Raw genomic sequence first — 22,706 nt, forward strand, 5'->3', positions numbered from 1 at the left:
AATGCGTGTCGGCAGGCGCTTTCCGTTCGCGTCGCGCCTTTCGGCTGACGGGGCTGCACGGCGGACCGCGGCGCGCTCGCAAACCTTCCCTTGAACCCTTGGCCCCCGGCTGGCAAACCGCTTACAACTTCCGCCAGAATCGGAGCTCCCCATGGCCGACAACCTGCCCATGACCGTCCACGCGCCGCTGACGCGTGCCCAGAAGACCGCACTGCTGAACCTGGTCCGGCGCGCCGCCAAGGCCGAGATCCTGCCCCGCTTCCGCGCCCTCGATCCGGCCGACATCATCGAGAAGACCAGCAAGCTGGACCTCGTCACCGCCGCCGACGAGGCCGCCGAGGCGATGATCACCCGGGGCTTGCAAATGGCCTTTCCTTCGGCAGTGATTGTCGGCGAGGAAGCCGCGTCGCGCGATCCGAAAATACTCGATGCGCTGGACGAGGCCGAGCTGGGGTTCCTGATCGATCCGGTGGACGGCACCTGGAACTTCGCGCACGGGCTGTCGCTGTTCGGGACGATGGTTGCCGCCACACGCTTCGGCAAGCCGGTGTTCGGGCTGATCTATGACCCGCTGAACGACGATGTGGTGACGGCGGACGAAGACACCGTTGCCCAGTGGACCGGCCCCCGAGGCCGCCGCCGCACTTTGGCCACCGCCGCGCCGAAACCGCTGGCCGATATGGTGGGCTACATTCACCTCAAGCTGATGCCAGAGGCGGTGCAGCCGCAGATTGCGGCGCTTTATCCGCGCATCGGCCGGCCCGACGCGCTGCGCTGCTCGGCGCATGAGTACCGGTTGCTGGCCGAGGGGCACTGCGATTTCGTGCTGTCGTGCAAGATGACATCCTGGGACCATGCGGCCGGGGTGATCCTGTGCCAGAAGGCAGGCGGCCATGTGGCCTTTCTCGACGGGCGCGACTATTCGGTCGCGCACCGCGAGGGCTATCTGCTGTGCGCCGGCAGCGAGAAGACGTGGCAGACCGTGGCGGACGAGCTGAGCTTCTTGCTGGGGCCAAAGCCCGAGGATGCACCCGAGGTCGAAGACGCCTGACCGGCGCGCACCGCCGAAGGTTTGCGAACAAGGGCCCCGGACATGATCCGGGGCCTCTCCTTATGGTTTGACCGGAGGTCCCGGATCAGGTCCGGGAAGGCTGGGGGGAAGCACGCTGGCCAGCCCCCCGAGACGTCATTCCGCCGCTTCGGCGTACTCCTCCATCGGCGGGCAGGTGCACACCAGGTTCCGGTCGCCGAAGACGTTATCCACCCTGTTCACCGGCGGCCAGTACTTGTCGACGCGGAACGCGCCCGGCGGGAAGCACCCCTGCTCGCGGCTGTAGGGCCGGTCCCATTCGCGAACCAGATCCTCCATCGTGTGCGGCGCGTTCTTCAGCGGGTTGTTGGCCCGGTCCATGCGGCCCTCTTCGATCTCGCGGATCTCCGCGCGGATGGCCAGCATCGCGTCACAGAACCGGTCGAGCTCGGCCTTGGTTTCGCTCTCGGTGGGTTCGACCATCAGCGTGCCGGCCACCGGCCATGACATCGTTGGCGCGTGGAAGCCGCAATCGGCCAGCCGCTTGGCGATGTCGTCCACCGAGATGTCCGCGCTGTCTGCGAAGGGCCGCGTGTCGATGATGCATTCATGCGCCACCCGCCCGTTGCGGCCGCGATAGAGGATGTCATAGGCCCCCTCCAGCCGCTTGGCGATATAGTTGGCGTTTAGGATCGCCACGCGGGTCGCTTGGGTCAGCCCCTCGCCGCCCATCATCAGGATATAGGCCCAGGAGATCGGCAGGATCGAGGGTGAGCCATAGGGCGCGGCACTGACCGGTCCTTCTTCGCCATCCGTCGCGGGATGACCCGGCAGGTGCGGCACGAGATGCTGCTTGACGCCGATCGGCCCCATGCCGGGACCGCCGCCGCCGTGCGGAATGCAGAAGGTCTTGTGCAGGTTCAGGTGGCTGACGTCTCCGCCCAGATCGCCGGGGCGCGAAAGGCCCACCATGGCGTTGAGGTTGGCGCCGTCGATATAGACCTGTCCGCCGTGCTCATGGGTGATCGAGCAGACATCCTGCACGGTTTCCTCGAACACGCCATGCGTCGAGGGATAGGTGATCATGCAGCCGGCGAGGTTGTCGGCATGCTTCTCGGCCTTGGCACGGAAATCGTCGAGGTCGATGTCGCCGTTTTTCGCGGATTTCACCGCCACGACCTTCCAGCCCACCATCTGCGCGCTGGCCGGGTTGGTGCCATGCGCCGACATCGGGATCAGGCAGACGTTGCGGTGGCCCTCGCCATTGGCGCGGTGATAGGCGGCGATCGTCAGGAGGCCGGCGTATTCGCCCTGTGCGCCCGAATTGGGCTGCATCGAGAAATCGTCGTAGCCAGTGATCGCGCAGAGCTTCTGGCTCAGGTCGTCGATCAGGTGCTTGTAGCCCAGCGCCTGATCCGCTGGCACCAGCGGGTGCAGCACCGAGAACTCACGCCAGCTGACCGGCATCATCTCGGCCGCCGAGTTCAGCTTCATGGTGCAGGACCCCAGCGGGATCATCGCCCGGTCGAGCGCAAGATCGCGGTCGGCCAGACGGCGCATGTAGCGCATCATCTCGGTCTCGGCCCGGTTCATGTGAAAAATCGGGTGGGTCAGGAAGTCCGACGTGCGCACCATTTCCTCGGGCATCCGATAATGCGGCGTATAGTCGTCGTCCTTCTTGGTGATCCCGAAGGCGCGCCAGACGGCCTGGATGGTCGACGGCCGGGTGCATTCATCGAGCGTGATGCCGACGCGGTATTCACCGACGCGGCGCAGGTTGATGCCCTCGTCCCGCGCCGATTTCAGCACCGCCGATTGCAGGCTGCGTACGTCGACGGTGATCGTGTCGAAACAGGCCTTGGGATCGACCTTGAAGCCGGCCTCCTCAAGCCCCTCGGCCAGTCGCACGGTCTTACGGTGGATACGCTGGGCAATCGCCTTGAGCCCTTCCGGCCCATGAAACACCGCGTACATCCCGGCCATTACCGCCAGCAGCGCCTGCGCGGTGCAGACGTTTGAGGTGGCCTTTTCACGCCGAATATGCTGTTCACGGGTTTGCAGCGACAGGCGGTAGGCGCGGTTGCCGTGGCTGTCCACCGACACGCCGACGATCCGGCCCGGCATCGCCCGCTTATAATCGTCGCGGCAGGCCATGTAAGCCGCGTGCGGACCGCCATAGCCCATCGGCACGCCGAAGCGCTGCGTCGATCCGACAGCGATATCCGCGCCCATCGCGCCCGGCTCTTTCAACAGGGTGAGCGCCAGCGGATCGGCGGCGACGATGCCTATGGCCTTGGCCTCATGCAGCGCCGACATCTCGTCGGAGAAGTCGCGGACGTGGCCATAGGTGCCCGGGTACTGGAAGATCGCCCCGAAAACCGCTGATGGATTGAGCCTTTCCGGCTTGTCCACAATGATCTCTATGCCCAGAGGCTCGGCCCGCGTCTGCATTACCGCAATGTTTTGCGGGTGGCAGTCACGGTCGATGAAGAACGCCTTTGCCTTCGACTTCGACAGGCGTTGCGCCATGGTCATCGCCTCGGCGCAGGCGGTGGCTTCATCGAGCAGCGAGGCATTGGCGACCTCCAGCCCGGTCAGGTCGCTGACCATGGTTTGGAAGTTCAGCAGCGCCTCGAGCCGGCCCTGCGAGATCTCCGGCTGGTACGGGGTATAGGCCGTGTACCACGCCGGATTTTCAAGGATATTCCGCTGGATGGCGGGCGGTGTTACAGTGCCGTGATAGCCTTGGCCAATCAGTGAGGTCAGCACCTTGTTCTTCGACGCGACCTCGCGCATGTGGCGCAGCAGCTCGCGTTCCGACTTTGGCTTTCCGAAATCCAGCGGCTTGTCCTGCCGGATCGCCTTGGGCACCGTTTCGTCGATCAGGGCGTCGAGGCTGTCGGCACCCAGCTTTTCCAGCATTTCCGCCATTTCGGCAGGGGACGGTCCGATGTGCCGCCGATTGGCGAAATCATACGGAAGATAGTCGATCGGAGTGAAAGCCATGCAAAGCCCCCTGCTTCATCTTGCAAATTAAAATCCTGCCGGAAGCCCTTGGTCCTGCGACGAAAAACAGGCTCCGACAGGACGGAATATCAGCCGATAAAATCCTTGTAGGCGGCTTCGTCCATGTAGTCGTCCATCTGGCTGGCGTCCGACGCCTTGATCTTGAAGAACCACGACTCGCCCTCGGGATCGTCGTTGACCTTGCCGGGATCCTCGACGATGGCCTCGTTGACCTCGACGATCTCGCCATCGATGGGCGCGAGGATGTCGCTGGCGGCCTTGACGCTTTCGATCACCACGATCTCGTCGTCCTTGCTGACCTCGGTGCCGACCTCGGGCAGTTCGACAAAGACCACGTCGCCCAGTTGTTCGGCAGCGTGCGCGGTAATGCCCACGGTGACGACGTCGCCGTCGGCGTCGAGCCATTCATGTTCTTCGGTGTATTTCATCGGTGTCTCCTGTTGAACCTATCTCTTGAACCCGGGTGCGACGAAGGGCAGCTTCACCACCTTGACCGGCAGCCGCTTGCCGCGCACCTCGCCGTAAAGCACCGTGCCGACGGACGCGAGCGCTGTCGAGACATAGCCCATCGCCACCGGTCCGCCCACCGTCGGGCCGAAACCGCCCGAGGTCACGTGGCCGACCGCTTCGCCGCCGTCCGCGTCGGCAAAAAGCTCCACGCCTTCGCGCATGGGGGCACGGCCCTCCGGTTGCAGCCCGACCCGCTTCTGTGCGCTGCCTTCGGCCAGATCGCTGGCGATGGCGTCGGCACCGGGATAGCCTCCGGCCCGGTCCCCGCCCGGCCGGCGCACCTTCTGCATGGCCCACGTCAGTCCCGCCGCAACCGGCGTGGTCTGATCGTCTATGTCGTGACCGTAAAGGCAGAGCCCCGCCTCCAGCCGCAGGCTGTCCCGGGCACCGAGGCCGATAGGCTCCACGTCGTCATGGGCCAGCAGCGCCTTGGCAAGTTCCTCCGCCGCCGCCTCGGGCACCGAGATCTCATAGCCGTCCTCGCCGGTATAGCCCGACCGCGAGACCCAGCATTCGGCCCCGGCCAGCGGCACGGTCTCCACGTCCATGAACTTCATGTCCGCCACGGCGGGATGATGCTCGGCCAGCACCGCCGCGGCGGCCGGCCCTTGCAGCGCCAGGAGCGCCCGGGTGGTGATTTCCTTGACCGTCACCTCGGGTTCCAGCGCGTCGCGCATCCGGGCGATGTCGGCTGTCTTGCAGGCGGCGTTGACCACGACGAACAGGTGATCGCCCCGGTTGGCAAACATCAGGTCGTCCTCGATGCCGCCGTGTTCGTTGGTGAAAAAGCCATAGCGCTGCCGGCCCTCGCCCAGCCCCAGCACATCGACCGGCACCAGCGTTTCGAAAGCGCGTTTCGCCGCTTCGGGGTCATTGGCGCGCAGCACCACCTGCCCCATGTGGCTGACATCGAACAGCCCGGCCTTGGCGCGGGTGTGCTGGTGCTCTTTCAGAACGCCCAGCGGGTATTGCACCGGCATCTCATAGCCCGCGAAGGGCACCATCTTGGCGCCAAGTTTCACGTGCAGGTCATACAGCGGCGTGCGCTTCAGCTCTTGATCGTCGGACACGTCGACACTCTCCCGTTTTCGGGCCGGAGCGTCCGTGAAGGATCAACCCGGCATCCCCTGCGACCCGACCCGAAGGTCAGCCCGGTGATGCCCCATCTGTCCTTCTGCCTGAGATCGTTATCCCTTCGGCGCCCCGGATTGGCCGGGATCTCTCCAGATTCTGTCGACGTCGGCGGTCCTGTCGCCTGAGAGTTTCCGGGGCGGTTGCTCCTTCGGCACCGGCATCAGCCGGTTCTCCCACCGAGTCGCGGGGAATGTATGCGAAGGTCTACACCCGGGGCAACGGCAAAATCAGTGCCGGGCGCAGGTCATCGGATTGAGGATATCCATCAGCGGCGCGTTATCGCAGACCAGCGCGTCGAGCGTCAGTTTGTCGAGATGCGCATAGAAGGCCTCGCAGGCGTCTGCCAGGGCGATGCGGAGCCGGCAAACCTCGATCAGCGGGCAGCTGTTGTCGGAATCCGCGACGCATTCGTTGGCGGGCGTCGCGGTCTCCATCGCGCGAAACACCGAACCGATATGCAGTTCCGAAGCCGGCCTTGCCAGTTCCAGCCCGCCGTTGCGGCCCCGGTGGGTTTTCAGGAAGCCAAGCTGTGCCAACTGGTTGATTACCTGACCCAAATGGTTCTCAGAGGCATTGCAGCGCCGTGCAATCTCGGACTTTGTCACCAGCCTTCCGGTATGGGCGGCGCTGTACATGAGGACCCGGACGGCAATGTTGGTACGCTTGGTAACTCGCATCAATAACACTCTCTTGCTGTTTATGAGGCTCAGCATGGCACAACGCCGAAACGCAGGATTTGACATAAGTCACTGACAGGTCACATTTAGAGGCGATGAGTGATCCTTTCTTCTTCGGCTACGGCTCTTTGGTGAATGCGGCGACGCATGCCTTCACCGACATCCACCTCGCGCAGGCCCGCGGGTGGCGCCGCGCGTGGCGTCACACCGAATTGCGGCCGGTGTCATTTCTCACAGCGGTGCCCGACAGCCTGACCGCCATCGACGGGGTGATCGCTGCCGTGCCGGGAGCCGACTGGGCGGCGCTGGATGAGCGCGAGGGTGCCTATGACCGCATCGCGGCGGCGCACCAGATCGACCACAGGGCCGATTACGCCCGCGACATTGCAATCTATGCGATCCCGCCGGACCGGCACAGCCCCCCGACCGAGGCGCACCCGATCCTGATGTCCTATCTGGAATGCGTGTTGCAGGGCTACCTCAGGCTCTATGGCCGTGACGGTGTGCGCGATTTCATCGCCACCACTGATGGCTGGGACGCACCGATCCTCGATGATCGGGCCGAGCCGCGTTATCCGCGCCACCAGATCATGGAGAGACATGAACGCGATTTCTTTGGCGACCTGCTGACCGATGCCGGCGCACGCATTCTGGTGAGCCTCGCATGATCTCGAAGGCGCTGCTGATCCTGCGGCGAATATTCACCAAGCTTTGGGTCCGCGTGGCTCTTCTCTCGGCGTTTTCGCTACTGGCGCTGGCGATGGCGCCCCTGCTGACGCCGATCATCCCGACGAACATCAAGCTGCATCTGGGCCGCGAGGCGATCCTGCCGGTGCTGACCATCCTCGCCTCGGGGATGCTGGCGGTAACGACCTTTTCGCTCAACGTCATGGTCAGCGCCTATCGCACCGCTTCGTCCATGGCGACCCCGCGCGCCTACCGCCTGCTGCTCGAGGATACGGTGACGCAGAGCGTGCTGGCGACCTTCGTGGGCGGTTTCGTCTATTCGCTGAGCGCGGTGATCCTGTTTCACGCGCAAGTCTATTCGGAAGAGGCTTCGGTGGTGGTTTTCGCCCTCACCATGGTGGTTTTCGCAATGATCGTGCTGGCGATCCTGCGCTGGATCGACCACCTGTCGCAACTTGGCAGCATGGACCATACTTTGCACATCATCGAGGTGCGCGCGCGCGAATCCATGCGCGACCGGGCGCAGAGGCCCTGTCTCGGCGCGCGCGAGGCCACGCCCGAGGACATCGTGCCCGACACCGCGCGCCGGGTGCCGGCGCTGAAATCCGGTTACATCCGTTTCATCGACGTCTCGAACCTGGACGAACTGGCCAAGGAGGCGGGAATCCATGTGCATATAGCCCGCGTACCGGGTGAATACGTGCTGCGCACCAAGACCCTAGGCACCGCCACGAAGGCCGACGACGCGCTGATCGACCGCATTGCCCGATGCTTCGACATTGGCGATGTGCGCACCTTTGACCAAGACCCGACCTTGGGCCTGTCCATCCTGGCAGAGAGCGCCCAGCGGGCGCTTTCGCCCGGTATCAACGACCCCGGCACCGCCATCGAAGTGCTGGGGCGCATCGACCGGCTGCTCTGGGAAGAAGTCCCGAGTGTCCCGAACCATGAGCGCGAGCGCACGCCGCAGTTTCCGCGCATCTCGATGCCGCCGATCGAGGCCGAGGGGCTGCTGCGCCACGCGGTCCTGCCGATCGCGCGGGACGGCGCGGAAGACCCTCAGGTGATGGGCCGGTTGCGCGAGGTGCTGGAAAGCCTCGAGACCCACCCCAACAGCGACATGGCCGGCGCCGCAAAGAGGGCGCGAGAGGAAATCTTCGAGGAATGACTCCTGCCCGGCCCACGGGTGTGCGGGGGTCATCCGAGCCCGTGGCGTAGTGGACCAGTGCCAGCGCAGAGTGCCCTAGCCGCGTGCTTTCACAACCTGCAGCAGGGGCATCACGTCGGACATGTCCGGCCCTCGTTCCATCCCGGTCAGGGCCTTGCGCAGCGGCATGAAGAGCCCCCGTCCCTTGCGCCCGGTGGCGGCTTTCACTTCGGTTGTCCACTTTCCCCATGTCTCGCCGTCATAGGGGCCCTCGGGCAACAGCGTCATCGCCTCTTTCACGAAGTCACGGTCTTCCTCGGCGATCACCGGCTCGGCGCCGTCGCGGAACATCTGCCACCAACCGGCCAGGTCGCCGCGCGTGGTGATGTTTTCACGCGTCACTGTCCAGAAGCGTTCGCCCAAGTCCTCCGGCACGCCCAGGGCGCGGATATCGTCGGCCACTTGCGTGTAATCGAGGGTCTGCAGATAGCGCCCGGTCAGCGGATAGAGATCCTGTTCGTCGAACTTGGTCGGGGCGGAGCCGAACTTCTCGAGGTCGAAGCCCTCGATCAGCTCCGATAGGTCACTGCGCAACTCGACCGGGTCGGACGAGCCCAGCCGCGCCATCAGGCTGAGAACCGCCATCGGCTCGACACCGTTGGCGCGCAGGTCGCGCAGGCTGAGCGTGCCCAGCCGTTTCGACAAGGCCTCGCCTTGCGGACCGGTCAGCAGCGAATGGTGCGCGAAGGACGGTGGGGTGCCGCCGAGCGCCTTGATGATCTGGATCTGTGTCGCGGTGTTGGTGACGTGGTCCGAGCCGCGCACCACGTGGGTCACGCCCATCTCGGTGTCGTCGACCACCGAGGCCAGAGTGTAGAGGATCTGCCCATCCGCCCGGATCAGCACCGGGTCGGAGACGCTGGCCGCGTCGATCGAGATGTCGCCGAGGATGCCGTCCAGCCACTCGATCCGCTCATGGTCCAGCTTGAAGCGCCAGACACCGGCGCCGCGCTCGTTGCGCAGCTTGGCCTTCTCGTCGTCCGACAGCGCCAGCGCCGAGCGGTCATAGACCGGCGGCTTGCCCATGTTGAGCTGTTTCTTGCGCTTCAGGTCCAACTCGGTGGGGGTTTCGAAGGCCTCGTAGAAGCGGCCCTTGTCGCGCAGGGTTTCGGCTGCCTCGTGGTAGCGGTCAAGCCGCTCCGACTGACGCTCAACCCGGTCCCATGTCAGGCCCAGCCATTCCAGGTCCTCCTTGATCGCGTCGACGTATTCCTCTTTCGACCGCTCCGGATCGGTGTCGTCGATGCGCAGGATGAAGCTGCCGCCGGCCTTGCGCGCGATCAGCCAGTTGAACAGCGCGGTGCGCAGGTTGCCGATGTGGATGTAACCGGTGGGCGACGGGGCGAAACGGGTGGTGGTCATGGGGCTCTCCTGTTGGCTGAGCCTTTCCCACGATCCGGCAGTCTTGTCCAGCCGCCTGCCCCGCGCGCGCCCGCGCCGCGGACCTGAGCACCCGCCTCAGGTCGGTTGCACCGGCCAACGGCTGTCAAGGTCGCGCAGTCCCGCGCGTATCAACTCGGCCAGAACGTCCATGTCGACATCCGCCAGCTTGTTCACGTAGAGGCAGGACTTGCCGGTCTTGTGCTTGCCGAGCCGGGACATCAGGTCCCCGAAATCCGCATAGCCGGGCATGATGTATATCGACAGGTTCGCCTTGCGCGGGCTGAACCCCGTGGCCAGGGAATCGCCTTCTCGGCCCGAGGCATAGCGGTAGTGATATTGCCCGTAGCCAATGATCGCCTTGCCCCACATCTTGGGCTGGAAACCCGTCACCTGCCGAAAGAGCGCGTCCAGCGCCTGCGCGTCCGCCCTCTTTCGCTCTGGTTCTACCGTGGCGAGGAACTCCGTGACCGACGCATCGGTCGCCTGTGTCTTGTTCTGGTCCTGCGTCATCCGCGATCCCTCTGATCCGGTCCTTGCCGGTCACGAAGCCGTGATAGACAGGGACGTCTTCTCCGGTCACTTTAGCCTTAGCCGTCCACCAAAAGGAGACAATAGCATGACCGATTTTTCCCGCCGCGCCCTTCTTGCATCTGCTGCCGCCGCGCCGCTGGCCGGGCTGACAGCGGGCGCCGCCCGCGCCCAATCCTCGCAGCCCGAGCAGATGGGCATCAACACCACCGACTACCGTCGCGTGAAGCTGGGCGACTTCGAGGTGACGACGCTGCTCGCCGGAACCCGCGCCGTGCCCGATCCGCACAATATCTTCGGCCTCAACGCCAGCGAGGAAGAGTTCGCGCAAGCCTCGGAACAGGCCAATATCCCCACCGACCAGGCACAGTTCTTCTTCACGCCGACACTGGTCTACACCGGGTCCGAACTGGTGCTCTTCGATACGGGGCTGAACGCGCAGGGCATCTCTGCCGCGCTGGAGGCCGCGGGGCGCAGCACGGACGATATCGACGTGGTTGTCCTTACCCACATGCACGGCGACCACATCGGCGGCCTGGCCGATGACGCCGGCAATGCCACATTCGCCAATGCCCGTTACGTGACCGGCGCGACCGAGTACGACCACTGGGCCAGCGCCGGCAACGACGGCTTCGATGCCAAGGTCAGGCCGTTGGCCGAGAAGATGGAGATGGTCGAGGGCGGCCATTCCGTCGCCTCGGGCATCGAGGCCGTCGAGGCCTTCGGCCACACCCCTGGCCACATGGTCTATCGGCTCGACAGCGGCGACAAGAGCCTGATCATCGCGGCCGATTTCGCCAATCACTACGTTTGGTCGCTGGCCTACCCCGACTGGGAGGTGAAGTTCGATATGGACAAGGCGGCGGCCGCTGCCACCCGCAAGGAACTGCTGGCGATGATGGCGGCCGACAAGACCCCCTTCATCGGCTACCACATGCCCTTTCCCGCCATCGGATATGTCAACCAACGCGAAGGCGGCTATGGCTACGAGGCGATGAGCTATCAACTGATGCTCTGATCCCGGCAGGCGCCCGCCCGACTGAGGCGGGCGCCTCAAGTACGAAGGGGTGGCATCCGGATGCCGGAAGTGAGAATGTGAGCGCTAACTGCTACATGCCGACAGGCCCGGACCGACACGATGCAAACCAACATCCTGACCATCACGCTCAATCCCGCGGTTGATTTCGCCACCTCGGCGCCGCATGTCTACCCCGAGCACAAGCTGCGCTGCACCGATCCCTCGATTGACCCGGGCGGCGGCGGCATCAATGTCGCCCGCGCTGTGCAGATGCTTGGCGGACACGCGACTGCGCTGATCGCCATCGGCGGCGGCACCGGTGCGCAACTGCTGCAATTGCTGGCGCTGGAAGGCGTGCCGACGGTGGCCTTTCAGGGGCCGGGCGAGACGCGGCTGTCGTTCTCAGTTACCGACCAGCAGACCAACGAGCAATTCCGCTTCGTCATGCCCGGTTCGCCCTGGGAAGAGCATGACGTGGCCCGAGGGTTGAACTCCATCGACCAGGCGGCGGCCGAGAACACGTTGGTGATCCTGTCGGGCAGCCAGCCGCCGGGGGTGGCCAAGGAGTTTCCCTCGATCCTCGCCGCCCACATCAAGGGACGCGGGGCGCAGATCATCGTCGACACCTCCGGCCCGGCGCTGTTCCAGCTGGCCCGCGAACCGCATGAGACGGTCTTCGCGCTGCGCATGGATGGACCCGAGGCCGAGGAACTGGCGGGCTGCCCCCTGCCCACCCGCGAGGAAAGCGCTGCCTTCGCCCGCAGCCTGGTCGACCGGGGGGTGGCGGGGAACGTGATCGTCGCGCGCGGCGCCGACGGTTCCGTCCTGTCCAGCGCCGACGCCAGCTGGCACGCGGTCGGCCCGAAGATCGAGGTCGTCTCCAAGGTCGGGGCGGGCGACAGTTTCGTCGGCGCCTTCGCTTTGGCCCTTGCGCGGGGCGAAGCGGTCGAGCAGTGCCTCAAGGTCGGCGTGGTCGCCGCCGGGGCTGCCTGCACGACGCTGGGCACCCGCCTGTGCGAACGCGCCACGGTCGAGCGGATGCTGCCGGGCGCGAAGCTGACCAGGCTGTGACCGCGCGCACCGACACCTCGGCCGAAGGCTTTGCCCGCCTCGCCGCCGAGGCCATCGACAGCCTGCCCGACGTCTTCGCCACACCGGCCCGGGACGTGGTGATACAGGTGGCCGACTGGCCCAGCGACGAGATGCTGAAAAGCTTCGGCATGCAGGACCCGCGAGAATTGACCGGGCTTTACGAGGGCATTCCGCTGACCGAGAAGTCCGGCTTCGACCAGCCCTACGGCGCCGATGTGATCTGGCTGTTCCGAGAACCGATCCTTGCCGAGTGGCGCGATCGCGGCAACGAGGAGCTGGGCGATCTGGTCCGTCACGTGCTGGTTCACGAACTTGCGCATCATTTCGGCTGGTCCGACGACGACATCGCCATAATTGATCCGTGGTGGGAGTGATCCCTTCAGATCTTCGAAAGGACCAGCCATGGCGCGCCTGCTTCTGATCGTCTTCCTGCTGCTGCCGATGTCGGCCATGGCTGAGATGCGCGTGTTGGTGGTGGGCGATTCCATTCTTGCGTGGAACGGGCTGCGCGGTCAGTCGATCCCCCAGCAGATGAATCGCTTTGACGGGCTGTCGGTGCAAAGTCGTGCGGCTTCGGGGGCGGTTTTTTCAGGCACGCGCGGGCTGTTCGGCCGGGAGATCATGTCGCAACTGCCGCAGGGCACTTGGGACGTGATCGTGGTGAACGGCGGCGGCAACGACCTCAAGCGCGAATGCGGCTGCGGGCGGTGCGAAGGCACGTTGAACCAACTGGTGTCCGCCGACGGGCAGAGAGGCGAGATGCCGGCCTTCCTCGACCTGCTGGCGCAACGGGCGAACAAGGTGATCTGGCTCGATTACTTCCCGGTTTCGGTGCGCGGTGGACCCTTTGCGCCTTGCCGCGACGAACTGGCGACGCTGGCCAGCCGCATGGAAAAGGCGGCGCGACAAAGGCAGAAGGTGACGTTCCTCGATGCCGGGCAGGTCTACGATCCGCGTGACATGTCGCTTTATGCCCGCGACCTGATCCACCCCACACCCAAGGGCGGCGCCCGCATCGCGCGGTTCATCGCGTCCTACATTCCGCGCTGACCCCTGTAGGATGTGGGTTCTTGGTGGGGCAGTACACGGGTTCACCCGTCTTCCGAAACCACCCCACCATTTGGGCCAAGCATCCAGCTGCGGTGGTTGCCGTTTCGCCAGCGGAGCAGGTCCGCGATCCGCACGGCATCCAGCCCACCGAGCGGATTGAACTGCACTCCAGCCTCCGTGGCCCCGTCGCCCGAGGTCAAGGCCACCGCGTCATCGTCGGCCAGAGCCCCAAGCAGGAAGACGCGCAGCCGCGCCTGAAGGGCAGCCGGCGGAGCCCCCTCCGAAATGGGCGCTACCGCCTCGGCGACCGCAGCCGCAACGCCCTCCGTCGGTATGACATCGAACCGACATCCCAGCCGCTCGGCCAGCCTGCCTGCCATTTGCAAGGCTTCGCCCGATGGCCGGCCCGGGGCGAGCCAGACGCAGCGCACCCGGTCTGCGCCCAGCGCATCCACGGCGATCATCGCCAGCAGCGTCGCGTTCATCCCGCCCGATAGGTCCAGCCAAACCGTCCGTTTGCCCGCCTTGCGCAGACCATCGTGCAAGCGCAGCACCATGGCATGATAGTCCTGCTCCTTGGCGCCGGGATGAGGTGCCACCTCACCCGGCAGGATGCGCCAGCCTTCCGCGCCGCGCTTCAGGTCGACATGCACGGACTGCGAGCGAAACACCGGCAGCTTGAATGCCAGCTCGCCGCGCGGGTTCAGGCCGAAACCGCCGCCATCGAACACCCGGCCCTGCTGCCCACCCACGAGGTTGAGCCAGATCACCGGCAGCCCGGTCTCGACCGTACGGGCCACCGCATGGTTTAGCCGCAGATCGAAGGCCGTGGGCGCATAGGCCGAAGCGTCGGGGATCAGCAGAAGCTCCGCCCCGGTTTCGGCATGGGTCTCGGCCACGTCCGGCCCTGCCGCGTCGCTGCCGATGGCGCAACCGATCCGCACCCCGTTCACCGCAAATGGGCCGGACAGGTCGCCCGCGGCGAAGGCGCGGGCCTCGTGATGCGGCAGGTGGTGCTTCTTCTGCACCGAGACGATCTTGCCGCCGTGGCAGACGACATAGGCATTAAACACCTCCGTGCCTTCGGCCCAAGGCCCGCCGACAGCCAACGCTGGCCCCTCTGCGCAGTCCTTGGCCAGCGTCTTTATCGCCTGCGTGGCGGTCTGGCAGACCGCGGGGTCCAGCAGCAGATCCCCCATGGGATGACCGGTCATCGCCATTTCCGGACAGGCCAGCAGGTCGGCCCCCGCCGCCTGCGCGTCCTTCCACGCCTGACGGATCAGCGCGGCGTTGCCGTCAATGTCGCCCAGAGTGGGATTCAGCTGCGCCAGCGTAATGCGGAAGGTCTCGGTCATGGTCTTGCCCCCTTGGTTCGTTCCGTACCTATCGGCTACGCGGCCGGGAGCAAGCCCCATGGTGGCTGCGCGTGCCGCCGCCGAGCGCCGGCCCGATCAAGCGCCTGTGATCAAAAGCCATTGTCTGCACCGTCAGGCTCCTTTACCTTCCGGGGAAAGTTGTTCCCGGGGGCACGTTGAGCCATATGAAGCAGACCGTTCGCAGTGCAGGCATGGGCCTGGCCCTGGCAGTTCTCGCCATGCAGCCGGCGCTGGCGCAGGGAACCGAAGTCCTGACCAAGCAATATGATGATGGCGGGGTCTACGAGGGCACCTTCCGCGACGGGCTGCAACACGGCACCGGCACCTATCGGCTGCCCAACGGTTATGAATACACCGGCGAATGGCACGAGGGCGAAATCAAGGGCAAGGGCGTGGCCCGCTTTCCCAACGGCTCGATCTACGAGGGTGAGTTTGCCAAAGGCAAGCCGCATGGCGTCGGCAAGATCACCTTCACCGACGGCGGCACCTATGAAGGCACCTGGGACGACGGCCAGATCACCGGCCAGGGCGTCGCGGTCTATGCCAACGGCGTGCGCTACGAGGGCGCGTTCCGCAACGCGATGCATCACGGTCGCGGCGTGATGACCAGCCCGGGCGGCTACAGCTACGACGGCGAGTGGGTCAACGGCGTCAAGGAAGGCGTGGCCACCATCAATTATCCCGACGGTTCGGTCTATGAAGGCCGCGTCGCGGACGGCAAGCGCGATGGCGAAGGCAAGCTCGAGATGACCGACGGGCTGATCTATGAGGGCCTTTGGCGCGAAGGCCAGATTTCCGGCGAAGGCAAGCTGATCCAGCCCAACGGCGATGTCTACGAGGGCGAGTTGATCGAGGGCCGCCGCGAGGGACAGGGCCGCGTCACCTATGCCAACGGTGATGTTTACGAAGGCACCTTCCGCGACGACCAGCGCAACGGCAAGGGCGTGTTCACCGGCGAGGACGGCTATCGCTACGAGGGCGACTGGGAAAACGGCAAGATCCAGGGCGTCGGCACCGTGACCTATCCCGACGGCTCGATCTACGTGGGCGAGTTCGTCGACGACCTGGCGCATGGCGTGGGCAACATCACCTATCCCGACGGCTCGACCTACGAAGGCGAATGGGTCAACGGCGTGATCGAGGGTGAGGGCAAGGCCACCTATCCCAACGGGTTGGTCTACGAGGGCAGCTTCCTCAATGCCCGCAACCATGGCTTCGGCATCATGACCTACGCCGACGGCTACCGTTACGAGGGCGAATGGGAACGGGGCCGCCGCCATGGCAAGGGCACCGCGACCTATGCCGACGGCACCGTCTACATCGGCCAATTCGAAGACGGCCAGCGCCACGGCGAGGGCGAGATCTCGATGCCCGACGGGTTCAAGTACATCGGCGAATGGCAGAATGGCGAGATCTCGGGCAAGGGCGTGGCCACCTATGCCAACGGCGATGTCTACGAGGGCACTTTCGTCGCCGGCAAGCGCCAGGGCGAGGGCACAATGCGCTATGCCGCAGGGCAGGAAGCATCGGGCGAGTGGAAGAACGGCGCGCTGGTACAGCAGGCCGAGCCGGCAGAGGCGGAGACCGAAACAGAGCCTGACACCGAGGACGGCGCCGCCGCCGACACTCCAGAAGAGCCCGAGACCGAGTAACCGCGCGGGTCACTAATAGACCGGGCATAGGCCGGGCTTCAGCCCGGCTCCGGTCCGCGGAGTGCCGGGCTGAAGCCCGGCCTACGGTGACCACTCGGAACGCGACCGCCTCAGACGGGTTTGCCGGCGCTCAGATCCGCGAGGAACGCCTCTGCCTGCGCCAACACCGCCGCACGTTTGTCTTCGTCCATCCGGTCCCAGTTGCGGTAGATATTGCCCATCCGTCCGTTGGCTTCGAACCGGTCGCGGTGCCGGTCGAGGAAGTGCCAGTAGAGCAGGTTGAACGGACAGGCGCCCTCGCCCACCTTGGTCTTCACGTCATAGGCGCAGGTGCCGCAGTAATCCGACATCCGGTCGATATAGGCCCCTGACGAGACATAGGGTTTCGAAGCGAATACCCCGCCGTCGGCGAACTGGCTCATGCCGATGGTGTTGGGCGCCTCGACCCATTCATAAGCATCGGCATAGACCGCGAGATACCATTCGTGGACCTCGGCCGGGTTCACCCCCGCCAGCAACGCGAAGTTGCCGGTCACCATCAGCCGCTGGATGTGGTGGGCATAGGCCGCGTCGCGGGTCTGTTCCACGGCCTTGGACATGCAGTTCATCCGCGTCTCGCCGCCCCAGTAGAGCCAAGGCAACTTGCGCTGGTGGTTCAGCTTGTTGTTCCGCGTGTAATCCGGCCCTTCCAGGAAATAGACGCCGCGCACGAACTCGCGCCAGCCGATGATCTGGCGGATGAAGCCTTCGACGGCGTTCAGCGGCGCATCCCCGGCACGATAGGCCGCCTCCGCCGCTGCGCAGACCTCACGCTGATCCAGCAGGCCGATGTTCATGTAGGGCGAGATTACCGCGTGGTAGAGGAACCGCTCGTCGTTCAGCATTGCGTCCTGATAGTCGCCGAAGCGGGGCAGCGCGTGTTTGATGAAATGGGCTAGTGCGCGACGCGCCTGCCCGCGCTCGGTGGCCAGCGTGAAGGGCCGCAGCGTGCCGAAGTTGTCGCCGAAGCGAGCCTCCACCAAGTCCAGCACCTCTTCGACGGTCTCGTCCGGGGTGAATTCCATCGGCCCGCCGAAATCGACGCTGTCGGGCGGCGGCTTGCGATTTTCCTTGTCGTAGTTCCACGCGCCGCCCTCAGGCTTGTCGCCGTCCATCAGGTACCCGGTCTTGCGCCGCATCTCTCGATAGAAATATTCCATCCGCAGGCTCTTGCGGCCCTCGGCCCATGTCTCGAACTCGGTATGCGACGCCAGGAACCGGGTGTCGGGCAGCATGCGGACGGGGATGGGTGCGGCGTTCAGCGCATCGATCAGCCTCCATTCGCCGGGCTCGGTGGCCAGCACTTCGTCAGCACCGGTCTCTTCCGCCCGTCGCAGCAGTTCACCGACGATGGAGCCCGCGTTGTCGGTGTCGTCCATCTGGGTGTAACGCACGTCCCAGCCGTCGTCGCGCAGCGCCGCGGCGAACTTGCGCATCGCCGCCAGCACCAGTGCGATCTTCTTGGGGTGATGCGGCACGTAGTCGGCTTCGTCCGCGACTTCGGCCATGACCACGACGTCGCGGGTCTTGTCCGCGGCCTCCAGCGCAGCGATGTCAGACGTCAGCTGATCGCCCAGCACCAGAACGAGGCGGCTCACCACGGAACCTCTTGGCCGGCCCAGTCATAGAAGCCACCGGTCTGGTCCGGCCCCAGCCCGTCGATCACCTTCAGCAGGTTGCCGGCCGCTTCGTCGGGTGACACGGCCGGATGCCGGCTGACGTATTTCTCCGTGAAGGTGGTCGCCACGGTCCCGGGGTGCAGGGCAATGCAGACCGCATGCTTGTGAGACCGGGCAAGCTCGATCGCGAAGGAATGCACGACCTGGTTCACGCCCGCCTTTGCCACCCGGTAGGAATACCAGCCGCCCAGCCGGTTGTCGCCGATGGACCCAACCCGCGCCGAAAGCGCTGCCACCACCGACCGGCGGTCCTTCGGCAGCAGGGGCAGCGCATGTTTCAGCACCATAGCCGGACCGATCGTGTTGAGCGCCATCTGCCGTGCCATGGCTTCGGGTGTCAGATCGCGGATGGTCTTTTCCGGCTCCGCCCCGGCGATCTCCAACGCGCCGGTTGCCACCAGAACAAGATCAAAGGGGCGTTCTTGCGCCGACAGATGCCGCTCGATCGAGGCTTCGACCGTGAGGTCCAATCCGTTCACCGCGCGGGACAGGCCGGTCACCTCGGTTCCCTGCGCCGCGAGCGCCCTGCCCACAGCCTTGCCGATGCCACCCGTTGCGCCGATCACCAGCGCGCGTTCGATCCTGTGCTCCATTGCGCGCCAACTAGCTGTGCGAAGCCCGCATTCAAGCACGACCGAAGGGCAAAAAGACACTTTTCATTCAGGCGCAGCCGCGTATAGTCGCCCCCATGTCGATCCAGGCCCATACAGCGACCCTTCCCAGCGCCCCCCGCGCGGCGCTGTCGCGTGGCCTGCTGGCTCTGCTAGTCCGCCTCTGAGCGTGCCTTCCGGCGCGACCGCTCAGAGGAGGCCCGTTCGCGCCCGGACCAGCAAGACGCATCCAATCAAGAGACAAAGACAATGACCCAGACCGACAAGAACCGCGTGTTGATCTTCGACACGACCCTCCGCGACGGCGAGCAGAGCCCCGGCGCGACCATGACCCATGCCGAGAAGCTCGAGATCGCCGAACTGCTTGACGACATGGGCGTCGACATCATCGAAGCTGGCTTTCCAATCGCCTCTGAGGGCGATTTCCGCGCCGTGTCCGAGATTGCCCAGCGATCGAAGAACGCGGTGATCTGCGGGCTTGCGCGGGCACAGCTGCCCGACATCGACCGCTGCTTCGAGGCGGTGAAACAATCCGCCCGGCCGCGGATCCATACCTTTATCGGCACCTCACCGCTGCACCGCGCCATTCCGAACCTCACGCAGGACGAGATGGCCGAGCGCATCGAACAGACCGTCACCCACGCCCGCAACCTTTGCGACAATGTGCAATGGTCGCCGATGGATGCAACGCGGACCGAGTGGGACTATCTTTGCCGTGTGATCGAGATCGCCATCAAGGCCGGCGCCACCACGATCAACATCCCCGACACCGTGGGCTACACCGCGCCGCGCGAAAGCGCCGACCTGATCCGCCGGCTGATCGAGACGGTGCCGGGCGCAGACGAGGTTGTCTTCGCGACCCACTGTCACAACGATCTCGGCATGGCGACGGCCAACTCGCTGGCGGCGGTGGAAGCGGGGGCACGGCAGATTGAATGTACCATCAACGGGCTGGGCGAACGCGCCGGCAATACCGCGCTGGAAGAAGTCGTCATGGCGATGAAGGTGCGCAACGACATCATGCCGTTCCAGACCGGGATCGACACCCGCAAGATCATGCACATCTCGCGCCGTGTTGCGACGGTTTCGGGCTTCAACGTGCAATTCAACAAGGCCATCGTCGGCAAGAACGCTTTCGCGCATGAAAGCGGCATCCACCAGGACGGCATGCTCAAGAACGCCGAGACCTTCGAGATCATGCGCCCCGAGGACGTGGGGCTTTCGGGCACCTCGCTGCCACTCGGCAAGCACTCGGGGCGGGCGGCGCTCAGGGCCAAGCTGAAGGACCTCGGGGTCGAAGTGGGCGACAACCAGCTCAAGGACATCTTCGTGCGGTTCAAGGAACTGGCCGACCGCAAGAAGGAGGTCTTCGACGACGACGTGCTGGCGCTGGTGACGGCCACCACCGATGGCGGAACCGAGCGGTTGCAGCTGGTCAACCTCAAGGTCGTCTGCGGCACCGGCGGCCCGGCCGAGGCGGTGCTGGAGATGGAAATCGACGGCGCGGAGCAGTCCGCCACCTGCCACGGCGACGGGCCTGTGGATGCGGCCTTCAAGGCGGTGCGCGAGTTGCACCCGAACACGGCGCAACTGCAACTGTACCAGGTGCATGCGGTGACCGAAGGCACCGATGCGCAGGCGACTGTGTCAGTGCGGCTGGAGGAGGACGGCATGATCGCCACCGGGCAATCTGCGGACACCGATACGGTGGTGGCCTCCGTCAGGGCCTACATCCAGGCGCTGAACCGCATTCTGACGCGGCGCGAGAAGCTAGGCCCCGGCGCCGACACGCGCGAGATCAGCTACAAGGAACTGGGGTAGCGGAGGTCGGTAGGATGGGTGCTCAGCACCCATCCTACACGCTACATTGACGTCACGCCCGACCCTTCCAAGGCACCAGAACGCGTTCCGCCCAGCGCATCAGCATATCGATGCCGAAGCCGATCACGCCGATCAAAATGATCCCCATGATCACGATGTCGGTCAGCTGGAACTTCGAGGCGACCATGATCATCATGCCGGCCCCCTTCTCGGCCGCGACCAGTTCGGCCGCCACCACGGTGCCCCAACAAACCCCCATCGCCACCCGCGCACCGGTGAAAATCTCGGGCAGTGAGTTGGGCACGATGACATACCGCATGATCTGCCATTTCGAGGCACCAAGCGAATAGGCGGCGTGCACCTTGGTGATGTTGACCCCCGACACGCCCGACCGCGCGGCGATTGCCATGATCCAAAGCGCCGCGAGAAACAGCAGTATGATCTTGCCGACCTCGCCGATGCCGGCCCAGATGATCACCAGCGGGATCAGCGCCAGCGGCGGCACCGGGCGCATGAACTCCACGATGGGATCGAACCAGCCGCGGAACCAGGCCGAAAGGCCCATGGCATAGCCCAACGGAATACCGACCAGCGCCCCGAAGAAGAAGCCGACCACCACGCGGAACAGCGACCAGCCCAGATGCTCCCACAGCGTTGAATCGCGATAGCCCTGATCCGCGATTTCGACCAGCCGCGCGGCGACGGCTTCGGGCGGAGGCAGCCAGATCGGCTCCATCTGCCAGCCCTTCGCGGGCTCGAAGTTCAGCGTGCCCTTGGGTGACATGCCGACCCGGCCAAAGTCGGTCTGAACCGAACCGCCGGGGGCGATCTGCTGACCGTCGACGGCGATCACTTCGTGGCCCTCGTCGCGGCCCTTCTCGTCGTTGCGGTCAACCCGAAGCAGCCCGGAGCGCCAAGCCCCGATTGTGAACACGTCGTTCTTGGCCCAGCCATCACCGGGATCGATCTCGGGTTCCGCGCTCTCTTCGCCCACTTTGTGCACCACGATCGTGATGGTGGCGTCGTCGGTCGAGCCATCGGCCGCCTGCGCCGTGTAGTCGATCGTCGCCGTGCCTTCGAAAGGCCCCGGCGCATGCAGGAACCGGGGTAGCAGGGTCGAACCGGTGAAGGCCCCCCACAACAGGAAGATCGTCAGCACCGAGATCACGCTGGCCACGCGGTTCGACGTGACCGCGCTTTCATCCCCGAAGGTCACGGTCTTGCGGGCCGCAAACCCCTTGGCGGTCTGGTCGACGATCAGTCGCACAAGGAAGAAGGACGCGGCGAAGATGACGATATAGATCAGCAGAATAACCATCACGCGTCCTCCGTCCGGCCCATGATTTCCTCTTCCATGTCCCAGATCATGCCAAGGATTTCCTCGCGGCGCTGGCCGAACTCCGGATGTTTCTTGACCTCGCGCAGGTCCTGGCCGACTCCGAGATCGGCAAAGGGCAGACGGTATTCACGGTGGATGCGTCCCGGGCGCGGAGCCATCACCAGCAGGCGTTCGCCCAACAGCAGCGCCTCTTCGACCGAGTGGGTGATCAGGATGATGGTCTTTCCGGTCTCCTTCCAGAGCTTCAGCACAAGCGATTGCATCTTCTCGCGGGTCAGCGCATCCAGCGCGCCCAGCGGTTCGTCCATCAGGATCACGTCGGGATGGTTCGCCAGGCACCGCGCCAGCGCCACGCGCTGCTGCATGCCGCCCGACAGCTCGTAGATCGCCTTTTCCTTGAAGTCGCGCAGCCCGACGATGTCGAGCAGGTGATCCACCTCCTCGGCATATTGTTTTTCGCGCTGGCCACGCATCCGCGGGCCGAAGCTGACATTCTCACGCACGCTCATCCATTCGAACAGCGCGCCCTGCTGGAACACCATGCCGCGTTCGGCATCCGGTCCGTGAATTTCGTGGCCGTTGAGGACCAGCCGCCCGTCCGTCGGCGCAAGGAAGCCGGCCACGATGTTCAGCAACGTGGTCTTGCCGCAGCCCGACGGGCCCAGCACCGACATCAGCTCGCCTTCCTTCAGGTCGAGCGACACGTCCTGCAGAGCCTGTACGTAGCTCCCGTTGGGCAGGTCGAACCGCATCGACACGTTTTCTATTTGTAGTCCCGACATCCCTGCCCTGTCTTTCGTTGGTGGAGCCGCCCCCCCGCCCGTGACGGACGGGGGAGCGGCCCGA

General features: G+C 65.1%; 20 protein-coding genes and 1 riboswitch. Of the genes, 9 read left to right on the forward strand and 11 right to left on the reverse strand.

Translation table 11 applies throughout. The features are described 5' to 3' along the window. The first annotated feature begins 151 nt into the window (after nt 1–151). Entirely contained in the window at nt 152–1,051 is a 900-nt protein-coding gene (locus AC04PT_RS11515; RefSeq protein WP_482873830.1) for an inositol monophosphatase family protein, read from the forward strand. A gap of 135 nt (nt 1,052–1,186) precedes the next feature. Here the strand turns inward: AC04PT_RS11515 and gcvP are convergent, their stop codons facing one another. From gcvP to AC04PT_RS11535, 4 genes are all read right to left on the reverse strand, one after another. Beyond that, the gene (gene gcvP / locus AC04PT_RS11520) at nt 1,187–4,036 is read right to left on the reverse strand and encodes an aminomethyl-transferring glycine dehydrogenase (RefSeq protein ID WP_482873831.1); all 2,850 of its coding nucleotides are present in this window, start codon (nt 4,034–4,036) and stop codon (nt 1,187–1,189) included. An 89-nt stretch (nt 4,037–4,125) separates the two neighbouring features. Continuing rightward, nucleotides 4,126–4,485: a glycine cleavage system protein GcvH gene (gcvH, locus tag AC04PT_RS11525; protein WP_482873832.1), complete on the reverse strand. Its 360-nt coding sequence runs from the start codon at nt 4,483–4,485 to the stop codon at nt 4,126–4,128. Between the two features lie 18 nt (nt 4,486–4,503). Further along, nucleotides 4,504–5,637 carry a glycine cleavage system aminomethyltransferase GcvT gene (gcvT, locus tag AC04PT_RS11530; RefSeq protein ID WP_482873833.1) on the reverse strand — a complete coding sequence of 378 codons (1,134 nt, stop codon included), beginning with the start codon at nt 5,635–5,637 and terminating at the stop codon, nt 4,504–4,506. 163 nt (nt 5,638–5,800) lie between these two features. Further along, a riboswitch (glycine riboswitch) is annotated at nt 5,801–5,887 on the reverse strand. A 41-nt stretch (nt 5,888–5,928) separates the two neighbouring features. After that, nucleotides 5,929–6,378: an RrF2 family transcriptional regulator gene (locus AC04PT_RS11535; protein WP_482873834.1), complete on the reverse strand. Its 450-nt coding sequence runs from the start codon at nt 6,376–6,378 to the stop codon at nt 5,929–5,931. Between the two features lie 95 nt (nt 6,379–6,473). On the opposite strand from AC04PT_RS11535, the gene AC04PT_RS11540 reads away from it, so the two are divergent. Further along, nucleotides 6,474–7,046 carry a gamma-glutamylcyclotransferase family protein gene (locus AC04PT_RS11540; RefSeq protein ID WP_482873835.1) on the forward strand — a complete coding sequence of 191 codons (573 nt, stop codon included), beginning with the start codon at nt 6,474–6,476 and terminating at the stop codon, nt 7,044–7,046. Then, on the forward strand, nt 7,043–8,233 hold the full coding sequence (locus tag AC04PT_RS11545; protein WP_482873836.1) for a DUF2254 domain-containing protein: 1,191 nt from the start codon (nt 7,043–7,045) through the stop codon (nt 8,231–8,233). Before AC04PT_RS11540 ends, AC04PT_RS11545 begins: the two co-directional genes overlap by 4 nt. A 75-nt stretch (nt 8,234–8,308) precedes the next feature. Here the strand turns inward: AC04PT_RS11545 and gltX are convergent, their stop codons facing one another. Next, entirely contained in the window at nt 8,309–9,634 is a 1,326-nt protein-coding gene (gltX, locus tag AC04PT_RS11550) for a glutamate--tRNA ligase (protein WP_482873837.1), read from the reverse strand. 96 nt (nt 9,635–9,730) lie between these two features. Next, nucleotides 9,731–10,165 carry a DUF1801 domain-containing protein gene (locus tag AC04PT_RS11555; RefSeq protein WP_482873838.1) on the reverse strand — a complete coding sequence of 145 codons (435 nt, stop codon included), beginning with the start codon at nt 10,163–10,165 and terminating at the stop codon, nt 9,731–9,733. Between the two features lie 106 nt (nt 10,166–10,271). On the opposite strand from AC04PT_RS11555, the gene AC04PT_RS11560 reads away from it, so the two are divergent. From AC04PT_RS11560 to AC04PT_RS11575, 4 genes are all read left to right on the forward strand, one after another. Next, on the forward strand, nt 10,272–11,201 hold the full coding sequence (locus AC04PT_RS11560; RefSeq protein WP_482873839.1) for an MBL fold metallo-hydrolase: 930 nt from the start codon (nt 10,272–10,274) through the stop codon (nt 11,199–11,201). 120 nt (nt 11,202–11,321) lie between these two features. After that, nucleotides 11,322–12,272, forward strand: a complete 951-nt coding sequence (locus AC04PT_RS11565) for a 1-phosphofructokinase family hexose kinase (RefSeq protein ID WP_482873840.1) — start codon at nt 11,322–11,324, stop codon at nt 12,270–12,272. Next, on the forward strand, nt 12,269–12,667 hold the full coding sequence (locus AC04PT_RS11570; protein WP_482873841.1) for a metallopeptidase family protein: 399 nt from the start codon (nt 12,269–12,271) through the stop codon (nt 12,665–12,667). Before AC04PT_RS11565 ends, AC04PT_RS11570 begins: the two co-directional genes overlap by 4 nt. A 28-nt stretch (nt 12,668–12,695) precedes the next feature. After that, the gene (locus AC04PT_RS11575) at nt 12,696–13,343 is read left to right on the forward strand and encodes an SGNH/GDSL hydrolase family protein (RefSeq protein WP_482873842.1); all 648 of its coding nucleotides are present in this window, start codon (nt 12,696–12,698) and stop codon (nt 13,341–13,343) included. A gap of 41 nt (nt 13,344–13,384) precedes the next feature. On the opposite strand, the gene AC04PT_RS11580 is transcribed toward AC04PT_RS11575, so the two are convergent. Continuing rightward, complete coding sequence (locus AC04PT_RS11580) at nt 13,385–14,698, reverse strand: nitrilase-related carbon-nitrogen hydrolase (protein ID WP_482873843.1); 1,314 nt, start codon at nt 14,696–14,698, stop codon at nt 13,385–13,387. Nucleotides 14,699–14,883: 185 nt separating this feature from the next. Between AC04PT_RS11580 and AC04PT_RS11585 the strand changes: the two genes are divergently transcribed. Further along, the gene (locus AC04PT_RS11585) at nt 14,884–16,371 is read left to right on the forward strand and encodes an MORN repeat-containing protein (RefSeq protein WP_482873980.1); all 1,488 of its coding nucleotides are present in this window, start codon (nt 14,884–14,886) and stop codon (nt 16,369–16,371) included. Between the two features lie 110 nt (nt 16,372–16,481). On the opposite strand, the gene AC04PT_RS11590 is transcribed toward AC04PT_RS11585, so the two are convergent. Further along, on the reverse strand, nt 16,482–18,011 hold the full coding sequence (locus AC04PT_RS11590) for a cryptochrome/photolyase family protein (RefSeq protein WP_482873844.1): 1,530 nt from the start codon (nt 18,009–18,011) through the stop codon (nt 16,482–16,484). Further along, a complete protein-coding gene (locus AC04PT_RS11595; protein ID WP_482873845.1) occupies nt 18,005–18,682 on the reverse strand; it encodes an SDR family NAD(P)-dependent oxidoreductase in 678 nt (225 codons plus the stop codon). The genes AC04PT_RS11590 and AC04PT_RS11595 overlap by 7 nt, the downstream gene beginning before the upstream one ends. A gap of 267 nt (nt 18,683–18,949) precedes the next feature. On the opposite strand from AC04PT_RS11595, the gene AC04PT_RS11600 reads away from it, so the two are divergent. Then, complete coding sequence (locus tag AC04PT_RS11600; protein ID WP_482873846.1) at nt 18,950–20,521, forward strand: 2-isopropylmalate synthase; 1,572 nt, start codon at nt 18,950–18,952, stop codon at nt 20,519–20,521. A gap of 52 nt (nt 20,522–20,573) precedes the next feature. Here AC04PT_RS11600 and AC04PT_RS11605 read toward each other — a convergent pair whose 3' ends face one another. Beyond that, entirely contained in the window at nt 20,574–21,839 is a 1,266-nt protein-coding gene (locus AC04PT_RS11605) for an ABC transporter permease (RefSeq protein ID WP_482873847.1), read from the reverse strand. After that, nucleotides 21,839–22,642 carry a taurine ABC transporter ATP-binding protein gene (locus tag AC04PT_RS11610; RefSeq protein WP_482873848.1) on the reverse strand — a complete coding sequence of 268 codons (804 nt, stop codon included), beginning with the start codon at nt 22,640–22,642 and terminating at the stop codon, nt 21,839–21,841. Before AC04PT_RS11610 ends, AC04PT_RS11605 begins: the two co-directional genes overlap by 1 nt. Between the last annotated feature and the right edge of the window lie 64 nt (nt 22,643–22,706).

The organism is Litorisediminivivens sp. KMU-197 (genome assembly GCF_056858395.1).